Origin of the sequence: Dapis purpurea BLCC-M126 (assembly GCF_050015975.1) — a bacterium.
GTDB lineage: Bacteria > Cyanobacteriota > Cyanobacteriia > Cyanobacteriales > Microcoleaceae > Trichodesmium.
On record NZ_JBNHER010000196.1, the window covers coordinates 26599 to 48100 of the forward strand.

Consider the following 21502-nt stretch of genomic DNA (forward strand, 5'->3'; position numbering starts at 1 on the left):
TTCTCTGCTTATTTTATAATTTTAATTTAGTCAAAATATTAATTTTTTTGTCTGAGCTTACGTCTTTTTCTCAGACTATCTTTAACTTGCTTCCGCTCAAGCTGTGCCACTTCTGGTGAAAATTCTGGAGTCTCAATTTTATTAGATAAATGTTGACTTAAAGCTTTTATATTGGGGTAGCTAAACATATCAACAAGTGGTAGTTCTATTGATAATATTTCCCGTAAATTACTATTGACTTTAACTAACATTAAAGAATTAGCTCCTAGTTCAAAGAAATTGTCATAAATACTAACTTTTTCTAATTTCAATACCTCTTGTAAAACAGTTGCAATTTGTTTTTCTGTTTCAGTTTGAGGCGCAACATATTCATGGGAACGAGTTGAATCTATATCTGGTGCCGGTAAAGCTTTACGGTCAATTTTGCCATTGGGAGTTAGTGGTAGAGTTTCTAACAATACAAAGGCAGAAGGTATCATGTATTCTGGTAACTTTGACTCTAGGTAAGGTCGCAGTTCAGTAGTATTTAACTCTGGAGCGGAGGTGATTAGATAAGCTACAAGTTGTTTATTTCCAGGGATATCTTCTCGACAAATAACTACAGTTTGTTGTACTTGAGGATGGTTAGATAAAACTGATTCAATTTCCCCAATTTCAATACGAAAACCTCGGAGCTTAACTTGATTGTCAATGCGACCGAGATATTCTATTTTGCCATCGGGCAAATATCGAGCTAAATCTCCTGTTTTATATAATTTGTTCCCTTCTAACTCCGTACGGACGTTGCATGCAACGTCCCTACCTCCTGACTCCTTCCAGATAATAAATTTTTCTGCTGTTAATTCTGGTCGGTTGAGGTATCCACGAGCTAAACCTGCACCACCAATATGTAGTTCTCCTGGTACTCCTCTCGGTACAGGTTGATTATTGCTATCTAAAATGTAGAGCTGAGTATTAGCAATGGGGTGTCCTATTGGTATTGATGTTTTTTCTAGTTGAGAAACTTCTACCTGAGACACTGCTGACCAAATAGTTGTTTCTGTCGGACCGTATAAATTCCATACTGAATTACTTTTGTTTAATAACTGCTGCGCTAAGTCAGTCGGTAAAGCTTCTCCACCACAAAGAATTTTTAAATTTTGACTGAGTTGCCAACCCGAAGCTAATAATAACTGCCAAGTTGCGGGAGTCCCTTGCATTATTGTTGCATTAGACAAAGAAATTTGTTTAGCTAGTTCTATTCCGTCTGTGGCAGTAGCGCGACTTACTAATACAACTTTGGCTCCAGTAATTAAAGGTAGATAAATTTCTAATCCAGCAATATCAAAAGAAATAGTAGTTACGGCCAAAAGTACATCATCTTTTGTCATACCCGGTTGTTGCTGCATGGAGAGCAGGAAATTAACAACAGTACGGTGGCGTATTTGTACGCCTTTAGGTCTACCTGTGGAACCGGATGTGTAAATAAGATAAGCTAGATTCTCGCTAGCAATGTTACTAACAGGATTTTCGGAACTTTGGTTAGTTAAAATTTCCTCACTATCCAAACACAAAACATTAGCTTGATTTTCTGGTAGAGTATCAGCCAAATGTTTTTGAGTTAACAATACTGATGCTTGAGAGTCTGACAAAACTAACTCAATACGTTCTTTTGGGTAGTTAGGATCGATGGGTATATAAGCGGCGCCAGCTTTGAGAATACCCAATAAACCTACGACAGTTTCTAGAGAACGTTCTACGCAAATGCCTACTTTTACATCTACCCCTACTCCCAGAGTTTGTAGATAATGTGCTAGTTTATTTGCTTTTTGATTGAGTTGTTGATATGTGAGTTTTTCTCCCTCAAATTCTACTGCAACTGCATCAGGGCTTTTCTCAACTTGCTCTTCAAATAACTGATGAATACATTTATCTTTTGGATACTCAATTGCTGTATTATTCCACTCCACTAATAACTTATGATGTTCTGCTTCTGTCAGTAGAGGTAATTCAGAAATAGGGCGGTTGGGATTAGCAACAATACCACTCAGCAATGTTTGAAAGTGTTCTGCCATTCGATCAATAGTCTCGGCATCAAACAAATCGGTATTATACTCAAATGCTGCTATCATCCCCCATTTGTTTCGATCCAATAACCCTGTATTCCTCTCCAAATCTAAAGTCAAACTTTCATCATCAGAAATTTCTTCCATTGCCAAAGTCAGGTCATACTTTGATACATTTTTTTCTATAGGTATTGTTTCGAGTTTCACTCCTGAGAACTTAATTTTTGATAAAGGGGTATTCTGGAGAATGAACATTACTTGAAATAGAGGCGAACGCCCTAAATCTCGTTCTGGTTTCAATATGTCTACCAATTTTTCAAAAGGCATATCTTGGTGAGCATAAGCTCCCAGAGCAACTTGACGCACCTGACTGAGAAATTCTAAAAAGCTTGGGTTGCCCTCTAAGTTTGTGCGCAATACTAAATTATTAACGAAAAATCCGATTAGACTTTCTGTTTGAGCTAAGTTACGTCCTGCAATCGGTGTTCCTACTGCAATATCTTTCTGTTGCGTATAACGATACAATAAAGTTTTGAATGCTGCCAACAATGTCATAAATAAAGTCACACCTTGTTGTTTACCCAAGGTTTTGATGGCATTACATAATTCTTTAGGCAGTAGCAGAGTTTTAGTAGCACCTTTATATGTTTCTGTCGTTGGCCTTATTTTATCAGTAGGTAATGCCAATACCGATAAATTTTTAAGCTGTTGCTGCCAATAATTTAGTAATTTTTCTAGCTCTTCTCCTTGTAAATAGTTATTCTGATATATGGTAAAGTCTGCATATTGGATCGAAAGTTCTGGTAAAGGTGATGGTTTGTTATTATTAAATGCTTCATACAGTGCTTCAATTTCTTTAAAAAATACACCTGAAGACCAACCATCATTAACAATGTGGTGTATAACAGAGATTAATATATATTCGTTTTCTGTTAATTGCAGTAGGGAAAATCTGATGAGTGGTGCTTGTGTTAAGTCGAAAGGTTGCTCAGTTTCTTTTTTAATTAATTGTTTTACTTGAACTTCTTTTTCATTTTCTGAAATTGAACGCAGATCAATAACAGCTAATTTTACGATTAGGGATGGTAAAATTACCTGAACTGGTTCTCCTTTTTCTATTACGAAGTATGTGCGTAATACTTCATGTCTGCGGATAATCTCATTTAAACTCTGTTCTAGTGCAATTGTATTTAGTTTACCTCTACAATGGAACACACCAGATTCGTTATAAGCAGAATTCTCCGGTTGGAGTTGTTGCAGAAACCATAGTCGTTTCTGAGCAAAAGATACTGGAAATACGAACACATCTTCGTTATTTTGTTTTGGAGGTGTTTCTATATCTGTAGTTATCATAACAATAAGGCAATAGGGAATAGGGATCGGAGTAAGATTGATAGTCAGGAAAAAACTGTTTTAACTATGTGATCAGAAACCGGGTTTCTGGGGGAACAGATGTCAGTATATTAGCATTTCATATAAACCCGGTTTCTCCGCTTTAATAAATGAATATATGTTCTCAGAAACCGGGTTTCTGGGGGACAGATGTCAGTATGTTAGCATTTCATAAACCCTGTTTTCACCGAAATATTGTGGTTTAAAGCCTCCCCTTGGATAGGGGATAATAAATAAAAATTTTCCTGTTCGTCAATCGTCTTATTTTCAAGGAGAGGCAATTCTAAATTCTAAATTCTAAATTCTTGAAGTAAGTCCTAATTAAGATTGACTCGTCGATATGCTTCGCGAGAAACTGGAATTATTTTCTGAGCTTGAACTTGATTTCCTGCTAACTGATAACCTTGAATTTTTTCAGAAATTGCACCTACTGTTGGCATATCAAAAAAATCCTCCATTCCTATTTCTACATCAAACATTTCCCGAATTTGAGAATTAATTTGAGTTACCAGTAATGAATCACCTCCTAATTCAAAAAAGTTGTCATAAATACCTACTTTTTCAATACCTATTAATCTCTTAAAAAGACTTGCAACTTTTTCTTCCATCTCGTTACGAGGTTCTACATAAGCATTAGCAATCTTGGGGCGTAGATGAGTTGAACTAGATAAATTTTTCGGCTCTGTTGTCTTTTGAATTTTCGGTTTTATCGTCACATATTTCTCGATCATCCCCTGGAAATCTAATGCTGATACGACAATTTGGGATAGAGAATTTAGCTGTAATTTATCTCCATTTAATATACGACTAAATGCTTCTATTCCTTCTTGATTATTAAAACCTTGTTTTTGCAGACCTTCTTCATGTCTCCTTCTAGATCCTTCAGGTACTTTAACATTTACTGACATTCCTACTTCATTCCATAAACTCCAATTAATAGAAACTGTAAATGTATCAGTTTTACTACTAGAAAACTTGTCCAGAAAAGCATTTGCTCCACTATAATCCATTTGCCCAGTCATACCAATTATAGAAGTAAAAGAAGAGCAAAAAACTAAGAAGTCTAGTTTAGTATCTTTAAAAATTTCATCTATAACTAATGTACCCTTGACTTTAGGAGCAAAAATCTGTTCGACTGCTTCTTGTGTTTTACTTTTAATTAAACCTCGACCTACAGTTCCAGCAGAATGAACTACTCCATGAATATTACCGAATTTTTCATATGCTTGGTTTACTGCTATTTGCATTTGTTCTTTATTAGAAACATCAGTTTTAATAATTAAAACTTCAGAACCTAATTTTTCTATCTTTTGTAGCTTTTTGATTTTGTAGATAACTCCATCATCTTTTTCTGTTTTTAGTAAATTTTCCCACTCAGATTTTGGAGGAAAACCAGAACGCCCAATTAATACTAATTTTGCTTGTACTTTTTCAGCTAAATATTCGGCGATCGCTAAACCAATACCTCCCATTCCTCCTGTGATTAAATAAACTCCTTTTTCTCGTAACCTTTTATTTCCAGAAACAGGCTCTAAATTGATAGGTTCAAAAGTTTCTACCCACCTTTTTCCGTTACGATAAGCAACTGCTAAAGCGTCTAAGTCTGCTGCTAATTCTAGAATTAGTCTATCAATTTTTAGAGGAGATATATTGCCAGAAAAATCAGATTCTTCTAAGTCTATAAGACGACAATTTACATTGAATAATTCTAGGGGTATGACTTTACAAGCACCTAATATAGTTGATTTTTCGGGAATAATTTTTTCTGTTCCCGTAACCTTTTGAATATTGCTAGAAATTACTCCTATTTGTAGTGATGATTTAAGACTTTTGCTATTTAATGCCTGTGCTAAATAGAGCAAACTGTAGAATCCTAATTCCTGATATTCTTCGGTATTTTGGGCTGGCATCAAACTCCAGAAGTGAGAAATATTTTGAATTTCTCCTAATGCCAAAACTTCATTTAATAAAACATCGTAATTTTCCTTGATTCCGGGATGTATGGTATAAACTCCATCTTGAATGCTGTGAAACTTATCTCCTATTTTTACCTGAATAACTTCCGCACCATGTTCACTACTTAATCTCTCACAAAAAGCAGAACAAAATTCTGAATCATCCACAAAAACTAACCAGCGTTTGCGATTAGAAAAATCCACCGGTGGTAAAACTTCCTGTTTCCAACTAGGAACATAAAACCAATCAGCAATTTCAGGCTTTCTCAAGAAATGTTCAGTTTTGCTCCTGACTCCAGTAGGGGCGAACGGCCGTTCGCCCCTACTGCTGTCTGCTTCAACCCAATAACGTTGACGTTCAAATGGATATGTAGGTAAAGGAACACGATAACGTTCTTCGCGAGCAGAAAATTCTAACCAGTCTATTTTTATCCCTGCTAACCATAGTTTGCCGAGAGTATTTAACAAAAATTCTGTATCTGACTGTTCATCTTTGGGATGACGCAAGGAAGATAATACTAACCTTTCTCCTGCTTGCTTTCTGACAAAGGTAGCAAGAGTGCGTCCAGGCCCAACTTCCAGGAATATGCGCTCCCCGTCTTTTAATAATTCCCCAATACCTTCAGAAAATCTTACTGGTTGGCGTAAATGTTTTGCCCAATAAGTCGGAGCGATCGCCTCATTCTCTGTTATCCAAGTCCCAGTAACATTAGAAATAAATGGTATCTGCGGAGGATTAAGTGTTACTTTTTTAAGTGCCTCTGTAAATGGTTCGATGACAGCATTCATCATCTGAGAATGATAAGCATGGGACGTATGCAAGCGACGACAGTTAATTTCTCGCTTAGTCAGCATATTTTCCAATTCTGCTATAGCTTCAAAACTGCCAGAAACTACACTCAGAGATGGAGCATTATTAGCTGCTAACTCTACTCCACTAATTTTCGTTTCTGCCAACAGAGACTCTACCTCAGAAGCAGACAAACTTATAGATAACATCGATCCTGTGGGTTGTTCCTGCATCAAACGACCGCGAGTTGCCACTAACATCAAAGCATCTTCCAGGGAAAAAACGCCAGCTAAAGTAGCAGCCACATATTCTCCAATACTATGACCGATCGTTGCTTCTGGATACACTCCCCAAGACATCCATAATTTGGCCAGAGAGTATTCGATAATGAATAGTGCTGGTTGAGCAATAGCAGTTTGGTTTAAGTCGGATAAAGAATATATATCTATATCTAAGTGTGGTTTGAGTAACTCCCGACAGCGATCGTACTCTTCCCGAAATACTTCCTCTGTTTCATATATTTCTCGCGCCATGTTGACATATTGGGCGCCCTGTCCCGTAAACATAAAGACTACCGGGGAATTACTTGATTCGTTAAAGTTGCTAAAAATTCGCTGTGGATCTTTTGTGCCTAATACTTTGACACTATCTTCTATATCTGTAGTTACAACTATTTGTCGGTGAGGGAATGCTTTGCGACCTACTTGTAGAGTGTAGGCAACATCAGCGAGTGATATGCTAGGATTGTCTTTCAAATAGTTAACTAAATTTTCTGTTGCTGTTTCTAGAGCAGAAGGGGTACGAGCAGAAAGTAATAATAATTGATGTTTTCGTGAACTTGGAGGAACTTCTACAGGAGGAGCCTCTTCTAAAATTACATGAGCATTCGTGCCACCTATTCCAAAGGAACTTACTCCCGCGCGACGTGGCGTCCCATTAGTTTCCCACTCTGACAATTTAGTATTGACAAAAAACGGACTATTATCAAAATCTATTTGCGGGTTAGGAGTTTCAAAATTGATACTCGGTGGCAAAACCTTGTGCTTCAATGCCATCACAGTTTTTATGAAACCCGTAATTCCTGCTGCTGCATCTAAATGTCCGACATTTGTTTTTACCGAACCAATAGCACAGTAACCTTTTTTGTCAGTATTAAGGCGAAAAGCATCTGTCATAGCAGAAATTTCGATCGGATCGCCCAAAGGAGTTCCTGTTCCATGAGCTTCCATATAAGTAATTGTGTCCGGTTCCACCTCTGCCATAATTTGAGCTGCCCGAATTACACTTGTTTGTCCTGCTTCACTGGGTGCTGTATAGCCAATTTTTTCATCTCCATCATTATTAATAGCAGAACCTTTAATCACAGCATAAATAGTATCTCTATCTGCAACTGCTTCTTCCAAACGTTTGAGAACAACTACTCCTATTCCATTGCCTCCTAAAGTACCATTCGCTTTCGCATCAAAACTACGACAATGACCATCTTTAGAAATTATTCCCCCTGGAGATAAAGTTGATTCATTTTGGGGAATTTTCACCGCAACTCCAGCAGCTAATGCCATATCGCATTCCCCACTCAGCAAACTCTGAGAAGCTAAATGAAGTGCTACTAATGAACTGGAACATGAAGTTCCTACACTAACACTTGGACCTTTTAAATTTAATTTATAAGAAACCCGACTTGTGACATAATCTTTGTCTATTCCTATGAGGCTTTGTAATAACCCAACTGATGACATTATTTCCTGGTTGGGAAAAAGGTTATAGATGGAATATGTACCCATTCCTACCCCAGCATAAACTGCTATTGGTCTTTCTTCTATTTCGGTGTTATATCCTGCGTTTTCTAATGCTTCCCATGCACATTCTAGAAACATTCTATGTTGTGGGTCCATGATTTCTGCTTCCCTGGGATTAATGCTAAAAAAATCTGCATCAAATAGGTCTACATCTTCTAATATGGAACCTGCTTTTATGGTTTTATTGTCATTATTAGCCGTAGGAAAAACAGAGGTTAATTCTACTCCGTTAACTATGTTTTGCCAAAATTGATTAATGTTTTGACTTCGAGGATATCTCCCTGATACCCCAATTATTGCTATCTCTAAACCTGTTGTATTTGTTGAATCATTCATTGTTAAAATTTAGTCTTAAATAATTAGTAGTCAGTAGTCAGTAGTCAGTAGTTTTTTTAAGTAATTAGTAGTCAGTAGTCAGTAGTTTTTTTAAGTAACTAGTAGTCAGTAGCTTTTTTGAGTAATTAGTAGTTTAGGAACGAAACCCAACTTCTATAGTTATAAGTAATAATAGTAGGTTGGGTTGAGTAACGTTAGCGGAGCTTATCCGCAGGATAAACCCAACTTCTTTTGTAGCTATTTGTTTGGTTGGGCTAGCGCTTAACCCAACCTACTTCATTTGGCAGTTCTACTTTTATTTAATCTTGCTTTTATCCGATTTTTACCAGCTTGTATTTTGACTTTTAAATTTTCATCTTTTTGTTCTATTAATTCCTGAATATTGATGTCTGAATCATGACTTAATTGTTCTGATAATTTACTAATCGTCGGATATTTAAACACATCCACCAAAGAGATATTTTGAAATTCATTTGGTAATGCTTCTCGCAGTTGATTATAAATTTTAGTAACTTGTAAGGAGTTCCCACCTAAATCAAAAAAGTTATCGTTAACTCCTACCTTTTCTAACTCTAATACCTCTTGCCAAATTTCCACAATAGTCTGCTCAATTTTGGTTTTAGGTGCTACATAGTTAACCTCTATTATTGAAAAATTCCCCTCTGGTTGAGGGAGCGATCGCCTATCTATTTTACCATTGGCAGATAGTGGAAATTTATCCAGAAATATATAAGCCGATGGTATCATATATTCTGGTAATTTATCTTGCAAAAATTGACTTATTTCAGCAATAGTTGGTTCTGGTTTTTGACTAGGAATTAGATAAGCAACTAAACGCTGTTTGTCATCTTTGCCAAATGCTTTAACTATTGCAGATTTTACTTCCGAATGTTTGGTTAAAGCTGCCTCTATTTCCCCAGTTTCAACCCGATGTCCCCGAATCTTAATTTGAAAATCTGCCCTACCAACAAACTCAATATTTCCATCAGGTAAATATCGTCCTAAATCTCCTGTTCCATATATTCGTTCACCAGTGCGGGGATGAGTAATAAAACTAGCATTTGTTTTTTCTTCATTGTGCCAATAACCTTTAGCAACTTGTACTCCAGCACAGTACATTTGACCGGGAACCCACATCGGACAATCTTCTAAATTTTCACTCAATATATAGTATTTAGAATTTACCATTGGTTGACCGTAGGGAATACTTTTCCAATTCGGATCGACCTCTTTTATTAAGTAACCAATATTCCAAATAGTTGTTTCCGTAGGACCACCAATACTGAGAATTTCTATCTCCTTTACTAATTTTCTTAACCTAGTCGGAAGAGAAACTGGCAACCAATCTCCACCCATAATTGCTAAACGCAAAGTAGATGATAAACTTTGATTAAAATCAGTAGCATATTCTACTAACATTTCCATCATTGGTGGTACAGAATTCCATAATGTAATTCCTTCTTGGTTAATTAATTCAATCCAATGACTGGGGTCTTTAACTCTCTCAGCATCAGGCATAACAATTGTTCCACCAGCAGCTAAAAGACCGAAAATATCATATACCGATAAATCGTGATTCAGAGCAGTAACAGCCAATATTTTGTCATCAACTCCCACCTGAAAACGTTGATTAGTGTTAACAACAACATTAACCACATTCCGATGAGTAATCATCACTCCTTTCGGTAAACCAGTGGAACCAGAAGTGTAGATAACATAAGCTAAGTCATCAGAGTGAGCAGTAACAGGTGATGGAAAATTATCCGTTGGAGATGAGGAAAAAGTATCCACATCAATACGCTTAATATTCTCAGGCAATGCAATATCTGTCAACCAAGACTGAGTAAGCACAATTTCTGCCTCACTGTTGGACAATAGATATTGCAAACGCTCCTTTGGTTCTTTAGGATTAAAAGGAACATAAGCAGCACCAGCAGCTAAAACCCCCAAAACACCAACTATTTGCTCCCATCCTTTTTCCATAACTACTGCCACCAGTCGATTAGGTGCTGCTCCTAAGTGCTGCAATTTTCCACCTAATTGTATTGACAATTCAGATAATTCATGGTAAGTTAGGGAGCTATCCCTTGCAATAACACCAACCTCATTTCTGCGCACTTGAACTTGCTCTGCAAACAAACTATACAGAGTAGCATCAGAAATCAGCTTTTCTGTAGCATTAATATTTTTTCTCTGTAATAATTGGTTTTCTGGCATCATTCCTTGCCTTGTTGTCTCGCTCCAGGCAACATCAGAATTAGCCAAATTTCGGATCAGACTATAATAACCATCAAACATATCCGAAATCATTCCCTCTGGAAATAATGCTGCAACTGCATCCCAGGTAAATACTAATTCTCCATTTTGTTCGCTAACTTGATGATCCATCCATACCTGAGATGCCTGACTAATAGCATAGACTAATTCTCCAAACCTAAATAAACTTGAGTTTTCTTGACCTAGTGCATCAAAACCAATAGCGCTAGTAAAAACAACTGGCATCGCAGTAGGAGTTTGACCTTGCCTACGATTTATTTCTCGCATGACTCGCACCCCACTAAAATAGCGGTGTTCCAAATCTTGCCACAGTTGTCGTTGTAACCGTAATGCTCTCTTAGTAAATGTTTCTGTTGCTGAGTTATCTACTGCTAATAGAGTTACAGAAGTAAAGTCACCTAATATATTGTTGACGTGGGGATGTAGAGGCAAGCGATTAAATAAAGCAAGATTCATGGTAAACTGAGGACTTTTTCCCCAGAATGTCAGTACGTCGGCAAATGCAGCTAACAATACAGCAGAAGGAGTTAAACCTGCTTCACCTGCTCGTTTTTTCAACTTTTGCCAGGTAGTCTTATCTAGTTTCCCTCTAAAACGCTGGCATTGATAATCTTTGATAGAATTAGGATTTAGTGCCAGAGGTAAATCAGGAGCAGGTGGTAAACTATCTATCCGGTTTAACCAATATTGTCGCGATCGCTCGTACAATTCAGTTTTTTCTAAAGCTTGTTCTGCTAAAACATAATCACGGAATGTAATTTCTAGTGGTTTGAGAAGAATTTCTGGATTTTCGTAGACTTCAAACCACTCCTCAAACAACCGCATCATGCTCCAAGCATCAAATATTTGCAGGTCGTAACTAATATGCAGTCTGAGGCGTTGTTGCTCTAAAATACTTGCTCTAAACTCAAACAACGGCCATTTGTCCGCAGGCAATACTTGATGAGACATGATATCTCGTATTTCTAAAATTCTTGCCTGAGCAACATCCTCATTTTCGCCTCTGAGATCGAGAGTTGATATTTCATACGTCGGTACTTTTTCTAATACCTGTTGTAAACCTTCCGCCAACATTACCGCTCGCAACATATCGTGACGCTGAATTATTTTGTTGAGTGCTTGGTTAAGACGCTTTAAGTTGAGACCAACTGCTTCAATTTCGTAATAACCATGATTTGCAACATCACCTAATTCCAAAACCCCCATCCGACCAACCCAAAACGCATATTGAATATCTGTCATTGGGAAGGGTTCGTAGCGTTTCTCCGGTTGAGGTACAATAACGGGTAAAGATGCGGTGCTAGCTCCTATATTGTTTTGTCGCAACTGCTCTAGAATTTCAGCTTTGTACTCAGAAATCATTTGCCGTTTTTCGGGAGTAATGACACCTTTATTAGCACGAATGCGTAGTTGTTCGCCATCCGTCCACAACTTAACACCCTGTTCTGAAAGTTCGTTTAATAGTTCTTTTATAGTCATTTTTTTTAGTAGTCAGTAGTCAATAGTCAGTAGTTTTTTTGAGTAGTTAATAGTGGGAGCATCTTGCTCCCGTAGTAGTCAGTAGTTTTTTTGAGTAGTTAATAGTGGGAACATCTTGCTCTCGTCAAACAGTTTTAGATCCCCCCTTACCCCCCTTGATAAGGGGGGTAACCGCTTAAAAAGGGGAGAGGTTTCAAAGTCCCCCTTGCAAAGGGGGATTTAGGGGGATCGTAAATGTAGCTCATCTTTATGAGAAATGCTCTCGAATTTCTTCGAGATATTCGTTAATGTCAATAGTTCGTTTATAGTCATTTTTTTAATAGTTTTTTGAGTAATTAGTAGGTTTGGTTGAGCTTGCGAAACCAAACCAATGTGAGCTTGTTAGATAACCTTAAATTAGGAGTAAAATTAATCAGTGCTTATATGATTTAATATTAAATTTTAAACAAAGCCTAAAACTGGTGAATATCTGATTTTGCCTATGGAAAAATTTATTGATACTCATAAGACAATTTCTTCCATATCTTCCTCAATTTCAGTTGATGATAATTCTGATAATGTTAGGTTTGCTAAATTCAATTTTTCAAGTATAGTCGTAGCTAGTTGAGCAATATTACTTTCCCCTAAAAATTCTTCTATTGGTAATTGTATGCTTAGGTCTGTTTCAATAGATTTCCTAAGTTCAAATGCCATTAAAGAATCAATTATAGTAGCTAGAAGCTGTTGTGAATTTAGTTTATTAGGATTTAATTGTAGCGCTGCAGCTAATTCTTCTATTAAATATTTTTCTAAAACAAGAGAGCGTTCTTTTCTTGGAGTGCCAAGAACTATTTCAGGAGAAATATTGCTTTGACGGCGAGGTTTACCACTACTATTACTAGCCTGTCCAGCTCGTCGTAGAGTTTCAAGACTAACACGCTTTAACTGGGCATTAGTAATTTCTCCAACCAGCACTCCTGTCTCATCAAATAGCCAAAGTTGACCTTGAATGTTTTCTTCATAATTTCCATTAGTTTCAATTTTTGCTCTCCCCCAAAGTTGTTGCCCAGAATAGCTATAAAACTGGAATTTTTCTAATCCTACTAACAAGTACATATCGGAAACTTCGGGAGGAAAACAGACAGATAATATTTGTATCCAAGCATCAATACTTCCCAAAGGCAGTAGATAACTATTAGAAGAATTAGAATTTTCTAGGAGTTTAATTTTAGCGATCGCTTCCCCATCTTCTCGCCAAACTGTATCCAATAACTGGCAACTTTTACCTAGCTTAATTCCTAGTTTTGCCACCATTGGATAAAATTCAGAACTAGAGATTTTTTCAGGATACTTTTCCAGAAAAACTTCTGGGTGTTTTCTTTCTTCTAAAGGTTGCTTGTCGAAACAAATTTCCCCATAAGCATGAAGCATCCAAACACTCATATCATCCTCAGTTGGCAAACTGAAAATTTTAAAAGATACTTTATTTTCGTTTTCAGGATTTAAAATTAACTGCACAGTCCGAGTTGCTGATTCTGGCATAATTAATGCTTGAGAAACAGATACATCCTCAAAATGATAAGATAGTTTGCCGAAAACTTCTTTGACAGCACCAACAACCATTTCTAGATAAACTACAAAATTCACCAATGGCGTTCCACCTATGCGGTGATCGCCAACAAGTGGTAGTTTGTCTAATACAAACTGTGACTCAATTTGAGTTTCAGACAACGGCGAATATAGTCGTTTATCCAATAAAGGATGGGAAAGTTGGGCAGAAAGTATTGTATTACTTTGTTTTTGAGTTTTATTAATCCAATACCGTTGTCGTTGAAAAGGATAAGTGGGTAACTGTAGACGTTGGCGTTGATAGTCAATGTCAAATCCTTCCCAGTCAATGTCAGCACCTAGTTGATAAAGTTTCGCAAGACTAGACAATAATACTTCCCAGTCAGCTTTTGTTTTATCTAGGGAAGGCAACCAAGTCCCTTGCGCGCTCTGGGAAGAAGCATTTGCTGTCTTGGCAAATGTGTCAAAAATAGGTTGTGGCGAAATTTCTACAAATAGGTTGTATTGATTTTCGTATAGGGTTTGAATGCCATCAGAAAATTTAACAGTCTTATTAAGACTATTTTGCCAATATTCCGAATTTGCTATTTCTCCTTGTGTAGCAAGTTTACCAGTAATATTGGAAATGAAACTGATATTTGGAGGAAAATAAGTTACTTCTGATGGGCTTAACTCTTTGATAATCAGTTTTATTCCATCTTCTAGACTAAATACTCCTGCTACACAAGCAGCCACATATTCCCCCACATCCTGTCCCATTACTACGTCGGGTTCTATCCCCCAAGATTTCCATAACTCAGCAAGAGCATATTCTAAGGCAAATAAAGTAGCTTGAGTATAAGTTTCATCTAAATCTCTCTCCAAACCTCTCTCCTGCAAGGAGAGAGGCATTTTATCTCCCCCTTCCCTTGCAGGGAAGGGGGTTGGGGGGTTAGGTCTCCTCTCATCTGACTCTGGGTACAATATTTGTAATAATGATTCTTGTAAGTAAGGTTGGAGAATTTCATCACAACGCTCTAATGTTTTGCGGAATGTTGGTTGAGTCTCAAAAAGTTGCCTTCCCATGTTGATGTATTGGGAGTCAATACCAGAGAATAAAAATGCTATCTTAGGTTTGACTGTAGACTCAGCAGGAATTTCAAAACTAGCAAGTTGTTGAAGAATTTCTGCTGTTGACTCTCCTACTACAGCAAGGCGATGAGAAAAATGAGAACGCCCTGTATTAGATGTAAAACATATATCTGGTAGTTCTACTTCTGGATGAGCTCCTAAATATTTTTGATATCTATTTTTTAACTCTTTAAGAGCAGTATCCGTTTTTGCCGAAAGAGTCAATAAATGCAACGGACGTTCTGTAAGGGCGAATGGCCATTCGCCCCTACTTCTGACTCCTGACTCCTGACTCCTGACTCCATTGAATGATTCCAAAATTAAATGGGAATTAGTACCACTAAAACCAAAAGAACTAACTCCAGCAAAAAGTTTTCCATCTTTCGTTGGTAACCAAGGAGTCAATTTTGTGGGAATATTTACAGCAGTACCAACTTGAGAAATATGTGGATTTAATTGAGTAAGATGCAAATGGGGCGGTATTTCTCCATGCTGCATTGCCAATACTACTTTGATTAAACTTGCTATCCCCGCTCCTGCCTCCAAATGACCAATATTAGTTTTCACTGAACCTAACATTAGTGCTGGCGCTTCTGCATTTCTGCCCCGCAAAACTTCAGTCAAAGCTTTTACCTCAAGGGGATCTCCTAAAGATGTTCCCGTACCGTGAGCTTCCACATAACTAATATCTCCAGGAGAAACTTTGGCATTTTCCAATGCTGCTCGAATAACTTCCTGCTGTGCTTTAGCATTGGGAACTGTTAAACCACTACTACGACCATCTTGGTTAACTGCCGAACCCCGAATCAAAGCTAGAATATTGTCCCCGTCGTTAATAGCATCAGACAAGCGTTTCAGTAGTACCATTCCGCACCCCTCACCCCTACCATAACCGTCAGCAGCAGCATCAAAAGTTTTGCAGCGACCATCAGGAGATAAAGCTTGAAGTTTGGACATCGCAACAGTTGTCATGGGCGACATCATTAAATACACTCCACCTGCAACAGCAAGATGACACTCCTTAGCACGCAAACTTTGACAAGCTAAATGCACACCTACTAGGGACGACGAACAGGCAGTCTCCACTACCATTGCTGGACCTTGCCAACCTAAACTGTAGGATAAACGACCTGCTGCAACACTTAAAGCATTTCCTGTCGCAGCATAAACATCAATATCCGTAGGACTATCAAATAAAGCTTGTTGACCGTATTCGTTGACACTAATGCCTAAAAATACTCCACTCTTGCTACCCGTCAGTTTTTCTGGGGCAATGCCAGCATTTTCTAATGCTTCCCAACTCACTTCTAATAATAATCTCTGCTGGGGGTCCATGCTAGTGACTTCGCGGGGATGGAGTCCAAAGAATTCAGCATCAAACTCATCAATTTTGCTTAAAAATCCTCCCTTACGAGTATAGGTTTTACCTGGAGTCTCTGGAGTCGGGTCATAGTAAGCATCAACATTCCACCTGTCGCTAGGAACTTCCTGAATAGTATCCACCCCATCACGCAATATTTGCCAGAACGATTCAGGGTCATTTGCCCCACCAGGAAATCTACAGCCCGTACCAATGATAGCTATGGGTTCTGTAGTAGCAGTTTCTATTGCGTCCAACCTAGAGCGCAATTCCTTAATGGTGACAAATGCTCGCTGTAAAGGAGATAATTCTTCTGTGTTTTGGGGGGTTGTGTTCATAAGTCAGTAGCTAGTGGTAGAAAGTTTTGTGCAACAAAATTTGGTAGTTATTGGTGGGGGTTTGGAGTCCAAACCCCTACTTGTCTCTAGGAACTGCTCAATGATTTTAATTCCTGGTCAATAAGTGCTGATAATTCTGCTTCTGATAATTGTTTAGCTTCTTCTTCCCAATTTTTTGTCTGGTCTATAGTTGTATCTTGAATAGAATCATCCTTTAATTCTAAACATAATACCTCTTGTAATAGATAGTCAGCGATCGCTTCAATATTGGGATATTCAAAAGTTAAGGTTGAAGCCAATGACTTACCAACACTATTTTGCAAACGATTCCTAAATTCTAAAGCCATCAAAGAGTCCATTCCCATCTCAAAAAAGCCTGTCTGCGGTTGTGGCAATTTATTTGTAGCCAGGCTGGCAGCAACTTCTTCTTGAATAGCAGCAATTAACACAGCCTTTTGTTGTTTTGCAGGTACATCTTTTAATTTTTGACTAATTTGTTCCTGCTGTGGGAAAATTGATGACTGGTGTGCTTGAGCTATTCTTGACAATAATGGTGGTTCAATGCCACCCATAAACTGTTGGAAAAATTTCGACCAGTCAATAGGTAGTATAGTAACTTGAGGTTGAGATTGCAAGGAATTTTGTATTTGTTCCCAAAATTCTATTCCTTCTAGCTGTGATATAGTTTTTACCCCTGCTGCTTCCCAACGTTGTTCGTTTAGGTTGCCTACACCTGTTGCCATCCCAACTTCACCCCAAGGACTCCAGTTAACAGTCAAACCAGTTAATCCCTTTTGCTGTCGGTAGTGGGTAAGAGCATCTAAATAACTGTTGGCAGCAGCATAATTTCCTTGACCAGGAGAACCTAAAACTGAAGCTATAGAAGAAAAACAAACAAAAAAGTCTAATGGTAAATCCTGGGTATAACGGTGAATATTCCAAGTACCTTTGACTTTAGGAGCCATAACTTTGGCAAAACGTTGCCAATTTTGTTTTTGCAGCACGCCATCATCTAAGACTCCAGCTAGGTGCATTATACCCCGTAAAGGTGGCAATGACTGAGCAATATCGCTAATAATTTTTTGCACGTCATTTTCCAGAGAAATATCGCCCCTTGCCAAAACTATTTTAGCCCCCATTGTTTCCATTTGTGCAATTTTTTCTCTAGCAAATTCGGAAGCATCTTTACGTCCCACTAAAACTAAATTTCGCGCCCCATTTTCTACCATCCACTTAGCAAATGTTAGCCCTAAAGCCCCATTACCACCTGTTAGTAAATAAGTAGCATCAGAACACAAATCTATTTTGTTGATAGGGGAAGAAACTTGAGAATTTGTCAGGCGAGCTACATAACGCTTGTTTCCTCGAATTCCAATTTCTGTCTCCCCTTCTGGATGTAAAATTTCCTCTAATAACGCTGACGCAGTAGTTGCCACCTCTTCTGAGTCATCAGAAGTTAAATCTATCAACCCACCAAAAACTTCTGGATGTTCAATTGCCAAAACTCGTCCTAAACCTAACAAGGGAGCTTGAGTAACTTCTATATTATGGGAAGTAGAAGAGTTAGCTACTGAGAGTTGAGAAGTATAAACATTACTACTGTTGTTTTCTGTTGCCTGTTGCCTGTTGCCTGTTGCCTGTTGCCTTTTAATAGGTTGAGCATCTTGAGTAACAATCCATAATTTAGGCAAATTAGATGTCACCCTTTTTGTCAAAGCTTGCACTAAATGGAGAACACTACCCGAATTTCTAAGTTGGTCTATTTCCAAAGATTCAATTGTAGTATCAGCAGTTGGAGTTGTTTCCAAACTCCACAAATGTACTATTCCCTTACATGGTGGTAAGTCATTTGTTAATGTGCTATCTATTAAATTTTGAAAATCTTGAAGTCGTGCTGGATTAATTTGCCACATTTCCCGTTCACCTTTAAGGGCGATCGACCAACGTTCTTCCCCAGCAAACACAACAATACAAGTCTGCCCCTGTTTCTCTAATAAATCTACTAGATTTTCCCATAAACGCCCATTTGACTCAGCAAATATTAACCAAGTTCCGGGAGTAAGGTTTGTTGGCAAACTAACATTTGTCAGCGCTTTTTCCTCCCATTCCACTTGATAAAATAAATCAGAAATATCGGACTTTTTCGACAGTTCCTTGTCTTGACTTCTTCCTTCTTCCTTCTCCCTTCTTCCTTCTTCTATCCAATACCGTTGTCTTTGAAATGGATAAGTCGGTAGTTGTAAACGTTGACGGGAATAACCTGCATCAAATCCATCCCAGTCTACCTCAACTCCCCGAACATACAATTCACTCAAGCTAGTCAATAACTGTTGCCAATCAGATATTTTTTTCCGCAATGAAGGGAACCACATCCCTGCATTCTCTGGTAAACACCTGCGCCCCATTCCTAATAAAACAGGATGAGGACCAATTTCGAGAAAAATATTGTATCCTTCTCGGTGCAAAGTTTCCATGCTTGCAGAAAATTGTACTCCTTCCCGAATGTGCTGACACCAATAACTTGCTTGACAAACTTGATTTTCCTCTACTAACTTGCCAGTCAAATTAGAAATAAGTTTAATACTTGGGGATGAATACTGAACTTCTGATGCGACTTTAGCAAAATCATCTAACATTGGCTCCATTAATGGAGAATGGAAACCATGAGAAACATTTAACTGTCTGGTTTCTAATCCCTGATTTTCTAGTTGAGATACCACAGCTTCTACTACTGTCGCTTCCCCAGAAATAACTATACTATTCTGACCATTAATAGCTGCAATAGAAACTTGGTCAAAATTAGATGATGATATAGCCGCCCGTACTTGGTCTTCCGAGGCAAAAATGGCTACCATTTTGCCATTTTTTGGCAACGCCTGCATTAGTCGTCCCCGTTCGGCAATCAATTTTAGCCCATCTTCTAAACTGAATACTCCTGCTACACAAGCAGCAACATATTCACCTACACTATGCCCCATGACTATATCTGGCTCTATTCCCCAAGATTTCCATAACTCGGCAAGAGCATATTCTATAGCAAATAGAGCAGGTTGGGTGTAAGCTGTTTCATCTAATGTATACAAGCCCCTAGATTCATCTGTGGAGTCATACTTTTGACTTTTGACTTTTGACTTTTGAATTTCGCGAAGCGGTGGATACAATACTTCTAAAAGTGGTTTATCTAAATATGGCCGGAGAATTTCATCACAGCGTTCCAATATTTTGCGGAATATGGGTTGAGTGTCAAACAACTCTCGCCCCATATAAATGTATTGGGAACCTTGCCCGGTGAATAAAAATGCTACTTTAGGTCGAGCATTCGACGACAACGGTTCATCTGAAAAGTTTATAACAGCTAGTTTTTCAGCTATTTCTGTTGATGATTCTCCTATTAAAGCCAGTCGATGACAAAAATGGTTACGTCCTGTATTAGCTGTAAAACAAATATCTGCTAAAGACTTTCCATCGAATGTCCCTGGATGAGTTTCTAAATAATTTGCATATTTATCTGTTAACTCTTTAAGAGCAGTCTCTGTTTTTGCTGACAAAGTTAATAGGTGTAGCGGACGTTCTAAATAATTTCCCTCTTGCAGAGAAGCTGCACTACCATTATCACTTCTTACTTCTGTAGGGGCGATTCGCGAATCGCCCCTACTTCTGACTTCATACGGTGCTTCTCCCAAGACAACATGAGCATTAGTACCACTCATGCCAAAGGAACTTATTCCAGCAAAACGTCTTTCATCCTTATTTACTTGCCAGGGAGTTAACTTTGTCGGAACTGTCACGGGTATTTTATCCCAAGCAATAGCAGGGTTTGGTTGCTTGAAATGTAAATGAGCAGGAATTTCCTGATGCTGCATTACTAGCACAGTTTTGATTAAACTTGCTATTCCAGCCGCTGCTTCTAAATGCCCAATATTAGTTTTTACAGAAGCTATTGTTAAAGGTAGATCGGAAGTTCGCTCTGGGTTTAATACTTCTCCCAAAGCTTCTACTTCTATCGGATCTCCTAGAGAAGTACCTGTTCCGTGAACTTCTACATAACTAACTTGGTGGGGTGCAATATCAGCATTTGCTAAAGCAGCACGAATCACTTTTTGTTGAGCTAAACCATTAGGAACAGTCAACCCACCGCTACGTCCATCGTGATTAACTGCGGAACCACGAATGACTGCTAGAATATTATCATTATCTGAAATAGCATCAGATAATCGCTTCAATACCACTACTCCACAACCCTCACCCCGTCCATAACCATCTGCTGCTGCATCAAAAGTTTTACAACGACCATCAGTAGATAGCGCCCGCATCTGGGATAAAACTAGATTTCCCTGGGGAGAAATAATTAAATTTACTCCTCCAGCAATAGCTAGATTACACTCTCCAGCGCGTAAACTTTGACAGGCTAAATGAGTTGCCACTAGAGAAGATGAACAAGCTGTATCTACTGCCATTGTTGGGCCTTGCCAACCTAAATAATAAGATAAACGACCTGCTGCTACACTAGGAGTATTGCCTGTAAAGAAATAAGCTCCTAAGCTATTTCCATTAGATGAATTCATCTGTAGCTGCATATAATCAGAGTTATTAATCCCTATAAATACTCCATTGCAACTACCTGTCTGTTTGTTGGGGGCAATACCGGCATTTTCTAATGCTTCCCAACTGACCTCTAATAATAACCTTTGTTGAGGGTCCATGCTAACTGCTTCTTTGGGAGCAATACCAAAAAAATCGGCATCAAATTTATCTATTTCTTCGTGTAAAAAATTGCTCTGACGGACATACATTTTACCAATAGTTCCGGGGTCAGGGTGATAGTAAGAATCAACATTCCATCGTTCTGGTGGTACTTCTATCGCTGCATCCATTCCCCTGCGCAATAGTTCCCAGAAAGCATCCGGGTTATTTGCACCCCCTGGAAATCGACATCCCATACCAACGACAGCGATAGGTTCTTTTTCTGTTTTTTTAAACTCTTCTACTTTTGACCGTAACTGTTTAACTAACAGTAATAACCGTTTAGATGAAGACAAATTTTCCCTTTCTTGTAAATAATTATCCATTGCA

Annotated in this window: 5 protein-coding genes; all 5 read right to left on the reverse strand. The window is 38.1% G+C overall.

Annotation, left to right across the window (positions count from 1 at the left end; genetic code table 11):
• Positions 1 to 38 precede the first annotated feature (38 nt).
• The 5 genes from ACP6PL_RS17085 to ACP6PL_RS17105 all read right to left on the reverse strand — a co-directional run bounded on the left by ACP6PL_RS17085 (position 39) and on the right by ACP6PL_RS17105 (position 21498).
• A complete protein-coding gene (locus ACP6PL_RS17085; RefSeq protein WP_426546462.1) occupies positions 39 to 3398 on the reverse strand; it encodes a non-ribosomal peptide synthetase in 3360 nt (1119 codons plus the stop codon).
• 356 nt (positions 3399 to 3754) lie between these two features.
• Positions 3755 to 8317 carry a type I polyketide synthase gene (locus ACP6PL_RS17090; protein ID WP_426546463.1) on the reverse strand — a complete coding sequence of 1521 codons (4563 nt, stop codon included), beginning with the start codon at positions 8315 to 8317 and terminating at the stop codon, positions 3755 to 3757.
• Positions 8318 to 8593: 276 nt separating this feature from the next.
• Positions 8594 to 12073, reverse strand: a complete 3480-nt coding sequence (locus tag ACP6PL_RS17095; protein WP_426546464.1) for a non-ribosomal peptide synthetase — start codon at positions 12071 to 12073, stop codon at positions 8594 to 8596.
• A 501-nt stretch (positions 12074 to 12574) separates the two neighbouring features.
• A complete protein-coding gene (locus ACP6PL_RS17100; RefSeq protein ID WP_426546465.1) occupies positions 12575 to 16429 on the reverse strand; it encodes a type I polyketide synthase in 3855 nt (1284 codons plus the stop codon).
• A gap of 86 nt (positions 16430 to 16515) precedes the next feature.
• Positions 16516 to 21498 carry a type I polyketide synthase gene (locus ACP6PL_RS17105; RefSeq protein ID WP_426546466.1) on the reverse strand — a complete coding sequence of 1661 codons (4983 nt, stop codon included), beginning with the start codon at positions 21496 to 21498 and terminating at the stop codon, positions 16516 to 16518.
• Between the last annotated feature and the right edge of the window lie 4 nt (positions 21499 to 21502).

Coding starts and splice junctions, on each gene's coding strand:
- ACP6PL_RS17085 (WP_426546462.1), bottom strand. CDS start 3,398: ATGATAACTACAGATATAGAAACACCTCCAAAACAAAATAACGAAGAT.
- ACP6PL_RS17090 (WP_426546463.1), bottom strand. CDS start 8,317: ATGAATGATTCAACAAATACAACAGGTTTAGAGATAGCAATAATTGGG.
- ACP6PL_RS17095 (WP_426546464.1), bottom strand. CDS start 12,073: ATGACTATAAAAGAACTATTAAACGAACTTTCAGAACAGGGTGTTAAG.
- ACP6PL_RS17100 (WP_426546465.1), bottom strand. CDS start 16,429: ATGAACACAACCCCCCAAAACACAGAAGAATTATCTCCTTTACAGCGA.
- ACP6PL_RS17105 (WP_426546466.1), bottom strand. CDS start 21,498: ATGGATAATTATTTACAAGAAAGGGAAAATTTGTCTTCATCTAAACGG.